The organism is Enterobacter sp. MGH 16, from assembly GCF_000493175.1.
Classification (GTDB): domain Bacteria; phylum Pseudomonadota; class Gammaproteobacteria; order Enterobacterales; family Enterobacteriaceae; genus Enterobacter; species Enterobacter roggenkampii.
This window is the reverse complement of record NZ_KI535696.1, coordinates 56,607-72,155: the sequence shown is the minus strand read 5'-3', so window position 1 is coordinate 72,155 and position 15,549 is coordinate 56,607. Positions and strand designations below refer to the sequence as shown.

17 protein-coding genes and 4 pseudogenes are annotated in these 15,549 nt (G+C 55.5%); 17 read left to right on the top strand and 4 right to left on the bottom strand.

All coding sequences use genetic code 11. The features are described 5' to 3' along the window. Positions 1-566 precede the first annotated feature (566 nt). The 7 genes and pseudogenes from L362_RS00335 to L362_RS25150 all read left to right on the top strand — a co-directional run bounded on the left by L362_RS00335 (position 567) and on the right by L362_RS25150 (position 5,448). Positions 567-1,586 (top strand): hypothetical protein, encoded by a 1,020-nt coding sequence (locus tag L362_RS00335; protein WP_155249618.1) that lies wholly within the window; start codon positions 567-569, stop codon positions 1,584-1,586. A 218-nt stretch (positions 1,587-1,804) separates the two neighbouring features. Then, positions 1,805-2,047: pseudogene (locus tag L362_RS24325) on the top strand (Arm DNA-binding domain-containing protein); the annotation flags it as partial. Then, positions 2,023-2,808 (top strand): annotated as a pseudogene (locus tag L362_RS00340) (DUF3363 domain-containing protein); the annotation flags it as partial. The pseudogenes L362_RS24325 and L362_RS00340, both read left to right, overlap by 25 nt. A gap of 199 nt (positions 2,809-3,007) precedes the next feature. Further along, positions 3,008-3,613 carry an NAD(P)H oxidoreductase gene (locus L362_RS00345; RefSeq protein ID WP_023345544.1) on the top strand — a complete coding sequence of 202 codons (606 nt, stop codon included), beginning with the start codon at positions 3,008-3,010 and terminating at the stop codon, positions 3,611-3,613. Between the two features lie 67 nt (positions 3,614-3,680). Then, positions 3,681-4,256: a GNAT family N-acetyltransferase gene (locus L362_RS00350; protein WP_023345543.1), complete on the top strand. Its 576-nt coding sequence runs from the start codon at positions 3,681-3,683 to the stop codon at positions 4,254-4,256. After that, positions 4,253-5,101, top strand: a complete 849-nt coding sequence (locus tag L362_RS00355; protein ID WP_023345542.1) for an aldo/keto reductase — start codon at positions 4,253-4,255, stop codon at positions 5,099-5,101. Before L362_RS00350 ends, L362_RS00355 begins: the two co-directional genes overlap by 4 nt. Before the next feature lie 141 nt (positions 5,102-5,242). After that, positions 5,243-5,448, top strand: a pseudogene (locus L362_RS25150) (ClbS/DfsB family four-helix bundle protein). 313 nt (positions 5,449-5,761) lie between these two features. Here the strand turns inward: L362_RS25150 and L362_RS00360 are convergent. Further along, entirely contained in the window at positions 5,762-6,646 is an 885-nt protein-coding gene (locus tag L362_RS00360) for a LysR family transcriptional regulator (RefSeq protein ID WP_023345541.1), read from the bottom strand. A gap of 215 nt (positions 6,647-6,861) precedes the next feature. Here L362_RS00360 and L362_RS00365 point away from each other — a divergent pair, with 215 nt between their 5' ends. The 4 genes and pseudogenes from L362_RS00365 to L362_RS24320 all read left to right on the top strand — a co-directional run. Beyond that, complete coding sequence (locus tag L362_RS00365; RefSeq protein WP_023345540.1) at positions 6,862-8,394, top strand: MFS transporter; 1,533 nt, start codon at positions 6,862-6,864, stop codon at positions 8,392-8,394. A gap of 18 nt (positions 8,395-8,412) precedes the next feature. Then, positions 8,413-8,736 carry a DMT family transporter gene (locus L362_RS00370; protein ID WP_023345539.1) on the top strand — a complete coding sequence of 108 codons (324 nt, stop codon included), beginning with the start codon at positions 8,413-8,415 and terminating at the stop codon, positions 8,734-8,736. 68 nt (positions 8,737-8,804) lie between these two features. Then, positions 8,805-9,925, top strand: a protein-coding gene (locus tag L362_RS00380; RefSeq protein ID WP_155249617.1) for an IS3 family transposase whose coding sequence is annotated in 2 segments (ribosomal slippage) — positions 8,805-9,063 and positions 9,063-9,925 — 1,122 coding nt in all. Because the reading frame shifts where the segments join, the coding sequence is not laid out codon by codon here. A 277-nt stretch (positions 9,926-10,202) separates the two neighbouring features. After that, positions 10,203-10,375, top strand: a pseudogene (locus tag L362_RS24320) (transposase); the annotation flags it as partial. A gap of 47 nt (positions 10,376-10,422) precedes the next feature. Here the strand turns inward: L362_RS24320 and L362_RS00385 are convergent. Both L362_RS00385 and L362_RS25010 read right to left on the bottom strand, forming a co-directional pair. Further along, positions 10,423-10,674 carry a hypothetical protein gene (locus L362_RS00385; protein ID WP_023345536.1) on the bottom strand — a complete coding sequence of 84 codons (252 nt, stop codon included), beginning with the start codon at positions 10,672-10,674 and terminating at the stop codon, positions 10,423-10,425. Between the two features lie 108 nt (positions 10,675-10,782). Next, on the bottom strand, positions 10,783-10,989 hold the full coding sequence (locus L362_RS25010; RefSeq protein WP_032638108.1) for a hypothetical protein: 207 nt from the start codon (positions 10,987-10,989) through the stop codon (positions 10,783-10,785). A gap of 292 nt (positions 10,990-11,281) precedes the next feature. Between L362_RS25010 and L362_RS00390 the strand changes: the two genes are divergently transcribed. From L362_RS00390 to L362_RS00415, 6 genes are all read left to right on the top strand, one after another. Beyond that, entirely contained in the window at positions 11,282-11,584 is a 303-nt protein-coding gene (locus tag L362_RS00390; RefSeq protein WP_023345535.1) for a type II toxin-antitoxin system HigB family toxin, read from the top strand. A gap of 5 nt (positions 11,585-11,589) precedes the next feature. Next, the gene (locus L362_RS00395; protein WP_023345534.1) at positions 11,590-11,949 is read left to right on the top strand and encodes a helix-turn-helix domain-containing protein; all 360 of its coding nucleotides are present in this window, start codon (positions 11,590-11,592) and stop codon (positions 11,947-11,949) included. A 59-nt stretch (positions 11,950-12,008) separates the two neighbouring features. After that, positions 12,009-12,503 carry a thermonuclease family protein gene (locus L362_RS00400; RefSeq protein WP_023345533.1) on the top strand — a complete coding sequence of 165 codons (495 nt, stop codon included), beginning with the start codon at positions 12,009-12,011 and terminating at the stop codon, positions 12,501-12,503. 12 nt (positions 12,504-12,515) lie between these two features. Continuing rightward, positions 12,516-13,016 carry a hypothetical protein gene (locus L362_RS00405; RefSeq protein WP_023345532.1) on the top strand — a complete coding sequence of 167 codons (501 nt, stop codon included), beginning with the start codon at positions 12,516-12,518 and terminating at the stop codon, positions 13,014-13,016. A gap of 344 nt (positions 13,017-13,360) precedes the next feature. Next, positions 13,361-14,131, top strand: coding sequence for a TraX family protein (locus L362_RS00410; protein ID WP_023345531.1), 771 nt, complete (start codon positions 13,361-13,363; stop codon positions 14,129-14,131). Positions 14,132-14,262: 131 nt separating this feature from the next. Beyond that, positions 14,263-14,589: a hypothetical protein gene (locus L362_RS00415; protein WP_023345530.1), complete on the top strand. Its 327-nt coding sequence runs from the start codon at positions 14,263-14,265 to the stop codon at positions 14,587-14,589. Here L362_RS00415 and L362_RS00420 read toward each other — a convergent pair. Then, positions 14,564-15,370, bottom strand: coding sequence for a DUF4225 domain-containing protein (locus L362_RS00420; protein WP_023345529.1), 807 nt, complete (start codon positions 15,368-15,370; stop codon positions 14,564-14,566). The two genes, L362_RS00415 and L362_RS00420, sit on opposite strands and share 26 nt — an antisense overlap. Between the last annotated feature and the right edge of the window lie 179 nt (positions 15,371-15,549).

The window sequence follows — 15,549 nt, the reverse complement described above, 5'->3', positions numbered from 1 at the left end:
CGTTTCTTAATGTAAGATTTGTTCTTACATCATTATATCAGCTTACTCCCCTGCTTCCATCTCCGGCATGTTAGCCAAAATACACCGGCTGTAGTCTGGAGATCCGACTTAGCCAGAAATCGGATCTCAGGAGTAGGAGGTACACGATTAATGGAAAAGGTATAAAGAGCCATAAGAAACATAAAAAAAAGAATATATATGGTTATCAGAAATGCTTGTTGCTGTTAGAAATTTTCCAGGTTATTTTTTTTAAAACCGTTTGCAAACGGTTTTTTAAAAAGAAGACAATCCATGTAGCAGGACTTACATAAATGAACGCAAAATCATCACCTGAACGCGGCAGGATAAAACGCGTAACTGCCCAGAACAGTGGGTTCACTGAAATTAAACTGATCGCGCGCTCAGATCAGGACCGCCTGGAGATTGAGAAAATGAAATATGACCAGTTAGTACGATTCATCCATCAACAGCCGGCGAATGCCGAGCTTGCACCACCGGTACGCAAAGCTGTACTGGAGGCTCTAGGGTTAAAGGGTTCCCCCCTGTATGCCACCACTCATGGTGCCATGAGCCATATCATTACCACCATGATGGACTATGGCATGACGGCCCAGGTGGTACCGGCCGTCCAGATCTACAGCGCCTGTTTCCCGACCAGCCTCAACTACGTACTGAAATCCTTCCCGGGTAAGGTGCATAACTACCTGTGCCGGCATGGCGATGCCTCTTCGGTGGTGACCTGGACTGAGCGGAACCCGGACTGGGGCGATCGCATCATTGCCAGCGTCCTTGACGGTACATTCGATGCCGTTCTTTACCAGATGCGCACCGCCGTCGGGGCCATGACGCTTAATCAGCCAGTCCTGACCATGCTTCGCCGTCTGAAGGAAGATGCCAGCGGGATTAATGCCGGCGCGCAGGAACAGGCACAGCAGATCCTCGACAAGGCCCCGGAGACGCTTATCCAGTCACCCCGCCAGTGGGATACCGACTGCAATGCCCTGCGCGCGTTTATCCTGTATTTCCTGCTCGTTGATCTTGAAAAACGCTACGGCGATATGGCGTGTGGTGAACGCACCTTTGAGATCCCGTTCTACGAGTGGCAACGTGAAGTCGCTGAAATGCCGGCGACCGGTGTTGTGTCGTTTAAGGAAGACTCCGAACTGGCTGAAGAGTATGACTACGGGCTGTGCATTGGCTGGCGTTACGATAAGTGGGAGCAGTTTTTCTACCAGGCCGCACTCGGGGCCGTTTATCTACTGAACCCCCGCGTCGCCCCCAGGGGTACGCTGAAAACCTCGGCTCTTGAGCCGGGTATGGCCATCCGTTACGCAGAGGACATGCTGGAAAAATACCTGCCGTATACCGGACGTGCTTTAGTGGACAGTCCGGTCGGGACGGGCAATATGTTTGATCGTGCCTGCCGTGCTGCACGCAAGCTTCCGGATAGTCTTCTGCGCCAGATCCGCGAAGAGTTTGGCAGCTTCGGTACCATCACAGATCCGGTGCGGTTTGCAGACATGACATCTGACTTCCTCACTCCGGATGAGGCCCGCCTGCTCAGCAGTGATTTTCTTCACGACTAATATGTACCCCTTCAAAAAAGGTCCCTCCGGGGGCCTTTTTTTATTTCACCATGACTCCAGCACCGAACTTCGCTGGACTACGCCTCAACCTGATACAACAGGTTTATCAATAACTTAGGCGGATTCATCATATGCCGGTGCTTTCTGAAACTTGACCCGGCTTCCACCCGCTTGGCTCCCAACAGGCTCCTGGAAATCGGGTCTTCCGAGGAGTCATCATGGCGAAAATCAAACTCACGAAGTCCGCAGTCGATGCGGCACAAACCCAGGCGCAGCCAGTCGAACTGCGCGATACCCTAGTTCCTGGCTTCCTGTGCAAGATCACCCCGGCAGGCCGCAAGGTGTTCATGCTCCAGTACCGCACGAACGCCGGAGAGCGGCGTAAACCTGCCCTGGGTCTGTACGGTGAACTGACCGTCGAACAGGCCCGATCGCTGGCGCAGTGGTGGAGGTGCGCGGTTCCTCCGAGGTACGGGCGGCCGACAGGAACATTGCCGCGCTGGCGAGCGATGGCCTGTATCGCACCGATCATCATCTGGCGATCGAGCAAGGACGAGCCAAGCCTGGCCGCGATCCGCAGGAAGTCGTCGCGGCCCACGTCCGCCGACTGGAAGCCCTGCGCCGGGCTGGGATTGTGGAGCGCGTGGTCGATGGTTTGTGGAAGGTACCGGACGACCTGCTGGAGCATGGCCGCCAGTACGACGCCCAGCGACTGGGCAATGTAGCGGTGGAGCTGAAATCGCATTTGCCCATCGAGCGACAGGCTAGGGTGATCGGCGCGACCTGGCTCGACCAGCAACTGATCGGCGGAGGCAAGCGGCTGGGCGACCTCGGCTTTGGTGGCGTTGTCAAGCAAGCCTTGCAGCAGCGCGCCGACTTCCTTGAAGAACAGGGGCTGGCCGAGCGGCGCGTGATTCTGACGCGCAACCTGCTGGGCGCGCTGCGCAACCGGGAGCTGGCGCAGGCAGCCAAAGACATTGCGGCCGAAACCGGCCTGGAGCATCGCCCGATGGCGGATGGGCAGCGCGTGGCCGGTGTCTACCGGCGCTCGGTCATGCTGGCGAGCGGGCGCTACGCGATGTTGGACGACGGTATGGGATTCAGTCTGGTGCCGTGGAAACCCGTTATCGAGCAAAAGCTGGGGCAACGGGTCGCAGCGACGATGCGCGGGGTAAGTGCGTCGTGGGAAATCGGAAGGCAGCGTACCCATTCGATTGGGTAGCGTGCAGGCGTTCTCGCAAGCGCACAAATGTCCCGCCAGTGCTTTCTTAAACCATCAATTTATCAGATGAAATCAATCTTTATTCATCTGATAAATTGCTCAACAATAGCGTTATCGCCAAGCACGACGCCTCACTCGAAAGAAGGGAGGCACAACGTTGGCAGAACGTCATTAAACAGAACAACGGAAGGAATGCTTCATGAAGCAAGTGCAACTGATTTGGGGGCATCCGCGCGCCGACTCTCTGACCGCCAGGGTCGCTCAGGCGATCACTGAGGAACTGCAACAGCGCGGCTGGAAGGTCGCCGAGCTGGATCTGTACCGCACCGGGTTTAATCCGGTACTGCAGCCCGTCGATGAACCCGACTGGGCCGATCCCGATAAAGCGTACTCCTCCGAGGTCATGAGGCTCGCCTCGGATCTGGCCGGCAAGGACGCGGCGTTCATTGTGTTCCCGATCTGGTGGTACTCGACTCCGGCCATTGTCAAAGGCTACATCGACCGCGTCTGGAACCATGGCATCTTCTACGGCAGTGGCCGCAGACTGCCGTTCGATAGCGTGCGCTGGATCGCCCTGGCCGGCGAGTCCGAAGCCTCGTTCACCAAGCGCGGTCTGGACAAGAGCATGACCCACCTGCTCAATGTGGGGATCGCGGGCTTCTGCGGTGCCAAGGACAGCCAGGTTCACATCCTCTACGACACCCTGGGAGAGCAGGCAACGGATCTGCCTGCCCAACACGCGGCGCTGCTCGTGCAGGCGCGTCGCATGGCGGCCGATTGGGCCGAGGCACAGCCTGGCGCCTGACCATTTTCAATGGCGAGGCTTGTGGCCTTGCCGTGTTTCAACAATTTCAACAAGATAGTGTTTTCTGATGATGGATCTGACAATTACCAAGGCCACTGTGGCCGATGCCCGAGAGGCTGTACGCCTGATCGCACTAGCAGATGAAGATGCAGTAATGGCGATTTCTGGCCAAGCCACCTTGGCCGACGCGCTCGCCCGGTACGAACAGGATTTCACGCGCACCGATGTGTACTTCGGCTACGAAAACGTGATCGTGGCGCGCAAGGGAACTCTCGTGGTCGGATGTATCCTGTCCTTCAAGGGAACAGACGAGGATCGCTACGCGGCCCTCGACAGCCAGGGCGGGGAGTTTCCCAGGGAATCGGATGACGACGAGATTTACATCGACTCGCTCGCGGTCGATCCGGACCACCGTGGCGGCGGTATCGCCAAGCAATTGGTGCGCGCCGTCATCGAGCAAGCGGCTGCGCAGGGTTTCACCAAGGTTAGCCTGTTGGCCGATGTGGCCAAGCCGCATTTGGGCAAGCTCTACCGCAGCCTGGGTTTTGTCGAGGTCAAGCGCATGCGCTACCTGAACGACGAGTACGAGAAACTGGTTTTTGACATGGTGCAGGCCAACACATCGCAGGGATACGCCATATGACAGAGGGCATTCCGACCCTCACATTGCCATCAGGCCAAGCCGTGCCGGTTCTGGGCCAGGGCACTTGGCACATGGGCGATATCAACGCCTCCCTCGGTCAGGAAGTCGCCAGTCTGCGCCATGGGCTCGACCTGGGCATGACACTGATCGACACTGCCGAGATGTACGGCGATGGTGCCTCCGAGCGCGTTGTAGGCGAAGCGATCCATGCACGCCGCGAGCGGGCTTTCGTCGTCAGCAAGGTACTGCCACAGCATGCTACGCCACAGGGAATTCGTGCGGCCTGCGAGCGCAGTCTGCGCCACCTCGGTATTGAGCGGATCGACCTCTACTTGCTGCACTGGCGCGAGGACGGGACGTCACTGGCGGATGTGGTCGTTACCTTTGAGGCGTTGAAAGCCGAAGGACGAATATCCGCCTGGGGTGTATCCAACTTCGACGTCCCGGACATGGAAGATCTGCTGGCGGTTCCCGGCGGCGATCAGGTCGCAGTTAACCAAGTGCTCTACAACCTGTCCCACCGTGGCATCGAGTTTGACTTGCTGCCCTGGTGCCTGGCGCGCGGGATCGGAGTCATGGCCTACTCGCCGCTGGACGAAGGTCGGCTGCTGCACCATAAAGAACTGGCACGCTTTGCGCAGGCCCGCGGCCTGACTGCAGCGCAAGTGGCGCTGGCGTTCGTACTGGCGCGCCGTGGGGTCATCGCCATCCCGAAGGCGGGAGCCGCCGGCCACACCCGCGACAACCGCGATGCGCTGTCGATCCGGTTCGGTGCCTCGGATCTCGCACAGCTCGATGCGCTGTTCCCTCCGCCGCAATGCAAGATGCCGTTGGAGATGATTTAGCCCGATGACCATACCGCAGACCAAGCAGGCATTGCTAAAGGCGATTCGCACCGCACACGAGTAGTTGGCCGCCGACCTCGCCTGCGTGCCGCCCGAGCGCGCCCGTGAGACACACTGGAGGGCCATGCGAAAGGCACGCAAATGAGCGTCGCCGACTTGGTGGCCTACCTTGTCGGCTGGAATCTGCTAGTGCTGATATGGTGCGATGGCAAGGTTAGGGCTTGCCGGTCGATTTTCCTGAAACGGGCTACAGATGGAACGCGCTGGGAGAGTTGGCGCAGAAGTTCTACGCCGACCATGCCAGCATTCCCTGCGCCGAGTTGCTGCAGCAGTTCGCAGGTGTATAAACCAGCGTCTTGACCCCTCGCCGAAGGGCAAGGCGATGCGTCGCCGTACGGCACCCCCTGGTACGAAAGGTACACCCAAGAGCGAGTGATCCATCTCATCACCTCTTCCCCTCATCAATTCGCGAGGACGGCTGCGCGAGTGGAAGAAGACCAACGAGCTCGGGTAAGTGGTCGTCTAGGCACCTCAACGAAACAGTGTGCTGTGGTTGCGATCATTCGTCCACGGTCTGCCCAGCGTCAATTGCGCGGCGACGCCAGCCATGCTGCATGGGTGGGAGACCATCGTCCGCGAGGGAAAGCGGGAAGCTGCTTCTTACGGATTAGTTTGTGCCTGATGAATCAATTCCGCGAAGCGGGTCTGCACCCACTGCACGGTCAGCGTCGGGTGCCAGCCCTGACACCACAGCATGCGCACCGACAGCGGAGGTAGCGCGAGCGATGGGCAATGCAACTGCTTTAGTGGCTTGCGATAGGCCTGGTAGGTGCCGATGTTGATGGGCAGGATGGCCCAGCCCAGGTCATCGGCCACCATCTCGGCGATGCTGTAGAAACTGTCCGAGCGCCACAGACGGGGGCTGTAGGCGGTTTCCTGTACGTCCTCGGCTTCGAGGATGAGTTGGCGGTACCTGGCCAGATCCTTACGCTGGACAGTTTTGAGTCGCGCCAGGGCATGCCCTTCGGCCACGAAGGCTCCTTGCGGCACGGCGCCGATGTAGCGCTGATCGAAGCAAGCCGGTAGTGCGCCACGCACGAAATGAAAGGCGATCTGAGCCCGCTCCTCATCCACGTAGCTGGCTACTTCGGTGGCAGTGCCATTGAGCAGGGTGAGATCCAGGTCGGGAAAACGCGTGGCGATCTCGCGAATCAAGGCGCTGATTGCGGCATAGGGCAAGGCTTCGTCCAGCGCCAAGGTCAGCGTGGCTTCGCTACCGCCGTGCAGGGCGCGTGCGCGGTTGTCCAGGGACTCGGCCTGGCGTAGCAACTCGCGCGCTTCCAGCAGCAGCACTTGCCCTGCATCGGTGAGCTGCGCGTTGCGCCGTGAGCGGTCGAACAATTCCACACCCAGGTCGGCCTCCAGCAGGCCAATGGCGGTGCTGACCGCCGATTGGGCCTTGCCCAACTGCCGAGCAGCCGCACTGAACGAGCCGCTGTCGGCGGTCGTCACGAATTGGCGAAGTTGATCCAGTGTCCATTGCATATGGAAATTCTATCAATTTAGTTGATGAAATCCAACTTTATTAATCTCTATAACAGCTGAAAAATGCGTGGATCGGCTCGCATTTTCGGGCCACTCGCACGACTTAGGCAGCGCCGTTGGCTGCTTTGCTTGGACTGGCGTACGCAGTTCGCTTGGCTTAACAGGCGAACTGCATCTACGGCTCCTGCGCCGACTGCTCAGCAGAAAGAGGACATATGAAACATACGATGAAACCGGCTTTAACACCCCTGCGGCGATGGGCCTTGCTCGCTGTCGTGGGCATCGGTCTGCTGATGGTGGCACTGGACATCACCATCCTCTACACAGCGCTCCCGTCATTGGCGCGCGAACTGCACGCGACCAGTGCGCAGGGGCTGTGGATCATCAACGCCTATCCGCTGGTGACCGCAGGCCTGCTGCTGGGCGCCGGCACACTGGGCGACCGCATCGGCCACCGTTCGATGTATCTGGCCGGCCTGGTGATCTTCGGTCTCGCCTCGTTAATGGCGGCCTTGTCGCCCACACCTGACGTGTTGATCGCGGCCCGGGTCTTCCAGGCCGTCGGCGCGGCCGCGATGATGCCGGCCACGCTGGCGCTGATCCGCATTGCCTTCGAGAACGAGCGCGAACGCAATTTGGCGATTTCGGTTTGGGCGAGCCTGTCGCTGGTTGGTGCCGTGCTCGGCCCGCTGCTTGGCGGTGTGTTGCTGCAGCACTACTGGTGGGGCGCGATCTTCCTGATCAACCTGCCAATTGTCGTGCTGGCCATCGCAGGCACCTGGTTGGTGGCACCTCGGCACAATCGACTGCACGATGGCGTGGCCCGCCCGTGGGATGGCGTGTCCTCGTTGCAGGTGTTGGTGGCGTTGTCTGCGCTGGTGGCCGCGATCAAGGAATGCGCCGCGCCTCAGCAATCGTGGCCACTTGCACTGGCGCTGCTGGTCATGAGCGCAGGGGCTGCGGCACTGTTCATTCGCCGGCAGTCCCGGCTGGCGTATCCGCTGCTCGACTTCTCGCTGTTCCGCAATCCGGCCTTCACGGCAGGCGTGCTGGCCGCCGCCTTCGTGACCTTCGCCACGGGCGGCCTGCTGCTGAGCATCGCCCAGCGTTTTCAGTGGGTGGCGGGGTTCACGCCGCTGCAGGCAGGACTGCTGGTGTCGGCGATCTTTCTGGGTACGCTGCCCAGCGGCTTGCTGGGTGGGGCCTTCCTGCACCGGGTCGGTCTGCGCTGGCTGCTTTCGGGTGGCTTGGCCGTGGGGGGACTGGGTGTGCTGCTGGCGGTGTTCGGACAGCCGTTCGGCCTGGCTGGGCTGGTCACTGGCCTGGTGGTGGCTGGCAGCGGTCTTGGCGCCACGATCTCGGTGGCCTCCACTGCCATCGTGGGCAACGCGCCCGCGCATCGCGCCGGCATGGCCGCCTCCGTGGAGGAAGTCGCCTACGAGTTCGGCAGCCTGTTCGCCGTTGCGGTACTGGGCAGCCTACTGGCGGGCCTGTACTCGGCCACGGTGCAACTCCCCCCTGGCGTGCCAGAGGCGGCACGCCAGGGCATGGCCGAGGCGCTGGACATCGCCAAGGGCGCGGGGGCCGCTGGGGGGGCACTGTTCGAGGCCGCGGCCCAAGCATTCGACCATGCCTACCAGCGGGTGATGGTGGCCGCTGCCGTGTTGCTGTTCATCGGTGCGCTGGTGACGGCACACTTGCTGCGCTGCTACGGGCCAGGCACCGCGTCGGCCTCGGCAGTGCACTGATCGCATGAGGCATCCCTGATGGCTATCCGCTCAACGCTTCAACCCTGGCTGTTTCTTCTGGCGGCCGTCGCTTCGGAGGTCGCGGGTGTGAGCACGATGAAGTTGGTGGCGCAGGAACATGACTGGGGTGCGCTCTTGTTCATGTACGCCATGATCGGCCTGTCGTTCGCGTTTCTCGCAATGGCGATGAAACAGATTCCCATGGCCGTGGCCTATGCCACCTGGGAGACGTTGGGACTGTTGGCGATTGCGTTCATTGGCTACCGCTACTTCGGAGAAAGCATGAGCGCGGGCAAGTTGCTGGGCATGAGCGTGCTGATTGTTGGGGTCGTTCTGGTTTGACCTGCTCCCCGTTGATTAACACACCCCGATGTTAGTAATGTCTTCATAAGCCACATGAGGACATACCCATGAAAAAGCGTTTTTCCGACGAACAGATCATCAGTATTCTTCGCGAAGCGGAAGCCGGGGTTTCTGCCCGTGAGCTCTGCCGTAGGCACGCCATTTCCGATGCCACTTTCTACACCTGGCGCAAGAAGTTTGGTGGCATGGAAGTTCCTGAGGTGAAGCGGCTTAAATCTCTTGAAGAGGAGAACGCCCGCCTCAAGAAGCTGCTTGCCGAAGCCATGCTGGATAAGGAGGCGCTTCAGGTGGCTCTGGGGCGAAAGTACTGACGACAGACCACAAGCGGGAAGCCGTTAAGTTTATGTGTGATGCGACCGGTCTGTCGCAACGTCGTGCCTGCAGGCTTACTGCTTTGTCTCTGTCGACCTGCCGCTACGAGGCTCAGCGTCCGGCGGCTGATGCGCATTTATCAGGGCGCATCACTGAGCTGGCACTGGAGCGCAGGCGTTTTGGCTACCGCCGCGTCCGGCGGCTGATGCGTCGGGAGGGCCTTCACGTCAATCACAAGCGGGTATACCGTATTTACCACCTTAATGGACTGAGCGTAAAACGCAGACGACGCCGTAAAGGGCTGGCAACCGAACGGTTTCCGCTTCTGCGCCCGGATGCGCCGAACCTGACATGGTCGATGGATTTCGTTATGGACGCACTGGCCAACGGTCGGAGAATCAAGTGCCTGACCTGTGTGGATGATTTCACGAAGGAGTGTCTGACGATCACCGCTGCTTTCGGTATTTCAGGCGTTCAGGTCACGCGTATTCTGGACAGCATCGCGCTGTTTAGGGGCTATCCGGCGACAATAAGAACCGATCAGGGCCCGGAATTTACCTGCCGCGCGCTCGATCAATGGGCCTTTGAGCATGGTGTGGAACTACGGCTTATCCAGCCAGGTAAGCCAACGCAGAACGGATTTATTGAGAGTTTTAACGGACGCTTTCGCGATGAGTGTCTGAATGAACACTGGTTCAGCGATATTCTTCATGCCCGGAAAACGATTAATGACTGGCGGCAGGATTATAACGAGTGCCGTCCCCATTCATCGCTGGATTACCAGACACCAGCTGAATTCGCAACGGACTGGCGAAACAGGAAATATGAAGAAAAACCAACCGACATTACTAACTGAAGGTTGTATCTAATCCTGGGGGCAGGTCATTGAAGCCCAATGGAGCGGAAATGTACGCTAAGAACCTAACTGCATGATTTTAGGTCTATGAAGTCGTGGCGTTGTTCGTCAGGTTTACGTTGATTTGATTACCGGGTTTATTAACACTGAAAGTACCTGAAACCGCATGGCTACTGGCATCAACGAAAAGAGTAAACAAAATCCTCGTTTTCTTTACTCGTCTGACCGCTCAAAAAATGTACTTCGCGTGCGTTCTCGTCCGGTTGGCTTTCAACCCCCGCTAACGGCCAGTACCATTTCAACTGAGGTTGGTGACGGGAAGCAGTACGGTAGTAGTCGTGATTTTACTGCGGCAACAGGGCTGGTACCCGTCAGTACAGCACTGGTGGCCGGACAACATTGCTGGGCATCAGCAAACGAGGTAACAAAAAGATTCGAACATTGCTTTTAGTCAAAAAAATGCAGACTCAGCTGCATTTTGCGCATGCGCAAAACATTTAGTTCCTGTGCTGATATCGCGTACCTGGATTATCCGTTCCCCTTAATTGCCGTGAGTAGAAGTTATCGAGGTTGTTAACCGCCTTTCGCGGATCTAAATAAGGTACATTATTCCAGTCAACGGGATGGCTAACGCCAGCCACATCATCATCATTGAGGTTTTTTTTAGCATTAGTTTCAGCAATATCCCGCCTGAATTCCCGCCAGATATGCTTCATGTCATCAATAAAGTTTCTGGTCCAGTTTTTCATTGCGACCTCCCGTACACAATGGTTTGTCTCTCAGATTTTAATTCTCCAATCATAAAATATCCCTACACTTCGTATATCACTTAACTGTTACATACCTGATGGTGGCATTCAGCGCTTATAGAGCCTAATCCAATCGATGGTCTCGATAAACTGGTCGTTATCCAGTTCCGCGCAGTTCGAAAAAATTGCTTCAGCTACGCGTCCCTGACACTTTTCAGTTGTTGAGCCGATACCTGCTACGCCACCCATACCTTGCTGGCCGTTGTCGGTAAGCACCTGTCGTCCCGTTGATGTGACAAACTGTTGAGCCTTTATTTCCTTCGTTGTATCCCTGTATTAACGCCTGGCTGTTGTCTCAATATACCAGGTCATATCCCGTGCAGCCAGCAGAACTGGACCGCAACTGCGATATCGCAAGGGCGTTAACTCAAAAGCGATAGCCTCTGACGCAAAATCATTCCGTTACGCCTCGCGATCGGTTAAATAATACGTTTAACGTAAAAAAACTCCGGTCTCCAAACTGCCTCCTGTATCTTCAGATAAATTTAAGTCCCATAACGGGACTAAAAAACTTGAAGTAGTCCTAAAATGGGACTATCTTCATGACATGAAGATAATCGCTATCAAGAGACTGAGGGATTTCTGGACGGCGAATCCCGATGCAGAGCAGCCGCTAAAAGCCTGGGTAGATGAAGCCAGTAAAGCTGAATGGAAAACTCCGGCAGAAATCAAAGAACAATACCGCAGCGTCAGTATTCTGAAAAACAGGCGAGTGGTTTTTAATATTAAGGGAAATGACAATCGATTAATTGTTGCGATTGCATACCAGCGAGGATGGATGTTTATCAAATTCATTGGTACGCATAAAGAATATGATAAAATAGATGCTGAAACTGTCAGCCTGGAGTAAACCCTATGCAGATTAAACCAATTAAAACTGAACAGGACTATGAAGCCGCGTTACGCGCTGTAGGGCCTATGTTTGATAACGAGCCTCCTGCTGATACCCCGGAGGGAGACTTTTTCGAAATCATGTGTGTGCTGATTAATGAATACGAAAATAAACACTTTCCTATCGAAGCCCCGGACCCGATTGAAGCTATTAAATTCAGGATGGTACAGCAGGGGCTGACGGTAAAAGATCTTGAGCCGGCAATTGGAAAATCTAACCGGGTCTATGAAGTGCTTAACCGCAAACGTAATCTGACGCTGCCCATGATCAGGAAATTACATTCAATGTTTGGCATACCTTTAAAAAGCCTCGTTGGAGGATAAGCCGAGTTGAAATTTACGAGCTTAATACCCGCAGGTTATGCAACCGGGGATAATAAATAATGAAACGGAAGTTCTGCTCACTGGTCCTGTTCGTTGTGGCGTTTTCGGCCAGTGCAGATATCAGCGGCCGGATTGTGCGCGTGCTGGACGGGGATACCGTTGAGATACTTGATCCAGGAAACCGACTGACGCGCGTTCGCCTGGCTGGCATCGATGCGCCGGAAAAGAGCCAGCCCTTTGGTCAGCGTTCACGTCAGGAACTCTCATCGATGGTGGCTCAGCGGCCCGTAACCGTCACGGGAAGTGAAATGGATCGCTATGGACGCCTGCTGGGTACCATATGGCTTGGTATGACGGATGTAAATGCCGCACAGGTACGCAAAGGCCTGGCCTGGGCATACCGGTACCACGGAAAACCCGTCCGGCCAGACTACGCTGTTCTGGAGGCCGAAGCCCGCCGTCAGTCAGTCGGACTCTGGTCAGAACCGGGTCAGACAGAGCCCTGGCGCTGGCGTAGTCTGCATCAGGATGGGCTAAAAAAGAATAATGATTAAGGAGATTTCTGAATGACGTTAAAATTGACAGAAAGCAAGCTGGAAAACCTTGTAGATACTTTAAATGCCATTATATGCGGTGAAGTAAATATTACGCGTGAGCAGCGTGAAAATATGGTCAGGACGGTTGCAATTCTGGGAGGGTTAACGGAGCGGCAGCGCCTCATCACTGCGGAAAAAGAAGCTAAAAAGCAGGTAAAAGAAGAAAAGGAAAAAAAACCACGCCTTCCGGATGAAGTGTTTCCGCGATCAGGAAAACCGTGGGCACCGGAGGACCTGGACCTTATTCATTCGATTATTGCTGATATTCCGGATGACAGAATCGACGATCATATACTCTGGCTGTCGAAGAAACTGCAGCGCACCCCTTATGCCATCACCCTCAAAATTGTCAGTGAAGGCCGTATGAATGAGGAATGGGCTAAAGGGTGGAAGCCTGCCGCAAAATCTATTCGTGAAGATTTCGCTCTGGTCAGGGAGAAAATTTCAGCAAATAATACAGATAATTCATGAGCGATCGCCACATATATAAAAGGGTCGATAAATTGGCCCAGATTTTGGGCGCTAATATGAATTTTTATTAGGAATTTTCCTACTCCGCTAAATATAATATTCATGCAGCCGATAATAAGAGTGTAAGAAAGGGGGCGGTGTGAACGATTTTCATAATTTAAGTATTTGTATTCAGAATAAGGATGTGGCAGGCGCAATGCGCGTGCTGCGTGATAAATCAGAATTTGCAGTGCGCAAGATTCTGGAGAAATTAAAGATCAGGGTCACTACGCAAACCGGCAGGGCATTCTGGCATTATGTTCAGTGCTGGCTGTTAACCGTGTGTCGCCAGGGGAATCTACAGCATGAATCATTCAGTACCCGACGTTCTTCCCACTATCCGGAACGCCAGCCAGCTCAGTCCCGCAGCTCTCGATTTGGTCAAACTTCTCGCACTTCTGGCCATGATTATCGACCACATCAATACGGTGTTTCTGTCGCCAGCATTGCCGGTGATGTATGCGCTTGGCCGGATGGCCTTCCCCCTGTTCACGCTTATATGGGCGATGAACGTACAGCGTACCCCGGAACGACTGCAGAAGAGAGCCAATCGTCTGTGGATCTGGGCAGTCATCACGCAGCCGGTGTTCAGCCTGGCCTTCTGGCATCACCAGCCCTGGTGGGCCCTGAACATTCTGTTCGTGTTCGCAGGCGTCACGCAGCTGATTGCCCTGCAGTACCAGCACGGCCTGAAAGGAATGTTTGCGGGATATCTGCTCCTGGCCATCATGATTTGGCCACTGCAGCCGTCAAGCTACGGGCTGGCAGGAATAACGCTGGCCATCAGTATGGCAACCGTTTCTGGCAACGAAAAACCCGAAGTGCAGCGTCTGGCGGCCATCACTGCCGTGCTGTCACTGATTTGTTTAAACGGGTTATCGCATCTCCTGGATATGCCCGCAGAAACATTACTACTGGCCACGCTGCCTACTCTGGCATTCCCCCTGGCAGTGGTTTCCTTCTGCAGAAAAATCTGTCCGGAGGGCCGCAAGCGTTTCATGCCGCGTAATTTCTTTTATTATGCTTACGCCGGCCACCTGGGGATTATTGGTCTAGTACAGTCTGCTTTTGGCTGACTTAGGATGACGTGATGGCTATCAGTGAGAAAGAGCTGATAGCCCGTAACCACCTGAGAGGTTATCGGTCGGGCGTAACTGGTTATTAGCGCAGGGCATGTTAAACTTCCCGCAGGGAAAAGGAGAGAAGCATGAACCATGAAAGTGATCTGACGAACCACGGCTTCAGTGAAGAGGACATTGTCCGGCTGCGGGCCAGTTCAGCTAAATCGGGTACGGAGATGGATACCCTGCTGAACGATCTGGCAAACCGTTTTAAGGCCCTGATATGGGTGCTGTCAGTCATGTTACTGATTTTTGTGGCCACACTTTTGGCGGGCTCGAGGATGCATGCCATTTCCTTTGGCGTGGCTATTCTTGTTCTTGGCACTCTGTTTACGATTACCATGCCTTTGAAGCTGGCCTATAAATCATGGCATTACCGCCGGAATCTCATTTCCCAGCCTCATCAGAAGTGATCAGATCGAAAACAACCTTAGCCTTTATCCCCCATCCCACAATTTTCATTGTCAGTTTGCCCCGGGACATGGTGTCGATTTTCCGGTAAAAATCGGTGCTGATATAGTTAAACAGACGCCATGTTCCAGGTCTGGCCATTAATCCATAGACACTGTAGATATTGCCTGCAAGCGCGATCCCGTTGTATAACCCCAACCCTGTTGATCGTTCAAATCCCATGAATTTAGCGATGTTCATGGCACCATCACCAAACATACCCTGCGTGTCAGGTTCATTCAGGAACTGACGACCAACTTCACGGGTTATCGTGTTGGCCGAGTCGACAATCAGAATAGCCCCGGCAAGAACGCCAACAGGGGTCATTGAGGAAGTCAGCACGAAGCCAAATACGCCCTGCATACCTGCCAGCACCACTTTAATTCCTGAGATGACATAACCGACCATCCGGTCTTCATCCCTGACGTATTTGATCTGGGCATATAGCTTCGCATAACCGGTCTGGAGCTGACGGCTCTGCTCAAGCAGACTGGTGTTTTCGGCCTGCAGGTTACGCAGGCAGGTCATGCACTCTTCGTCAGACTTTGCCCGCCGGGCACGCTCAAATTCGCCATTAATGACAGATTTAATTTCATCGATGAATTTGAGACGCGTCAATCCATCCCCCAGATGTCGGGCGCCAACAATATTAGCGGTATTGACGAGTTTGCGGGCCTCCAGATTAATCATGGTTTCTGCCCAGACTCGTGCCTGGCTTTTGTTTCCCGGAAGAATTATATCCATGTTTCTCATCCTGATTGAAAATCACCCGTTAAAGCTAATCGCGCTCCCGGATTTAGGCAACCCTGCTTTAAAGGGGAAATGTATGCCGCGAAGCGGCATGGAGACGCCAGCCGGAGCTGAACCGGGTGATTCTGGTGAGGGGCGTCGTAACCGGCATCAGCCGTTACGGATTGATAGGT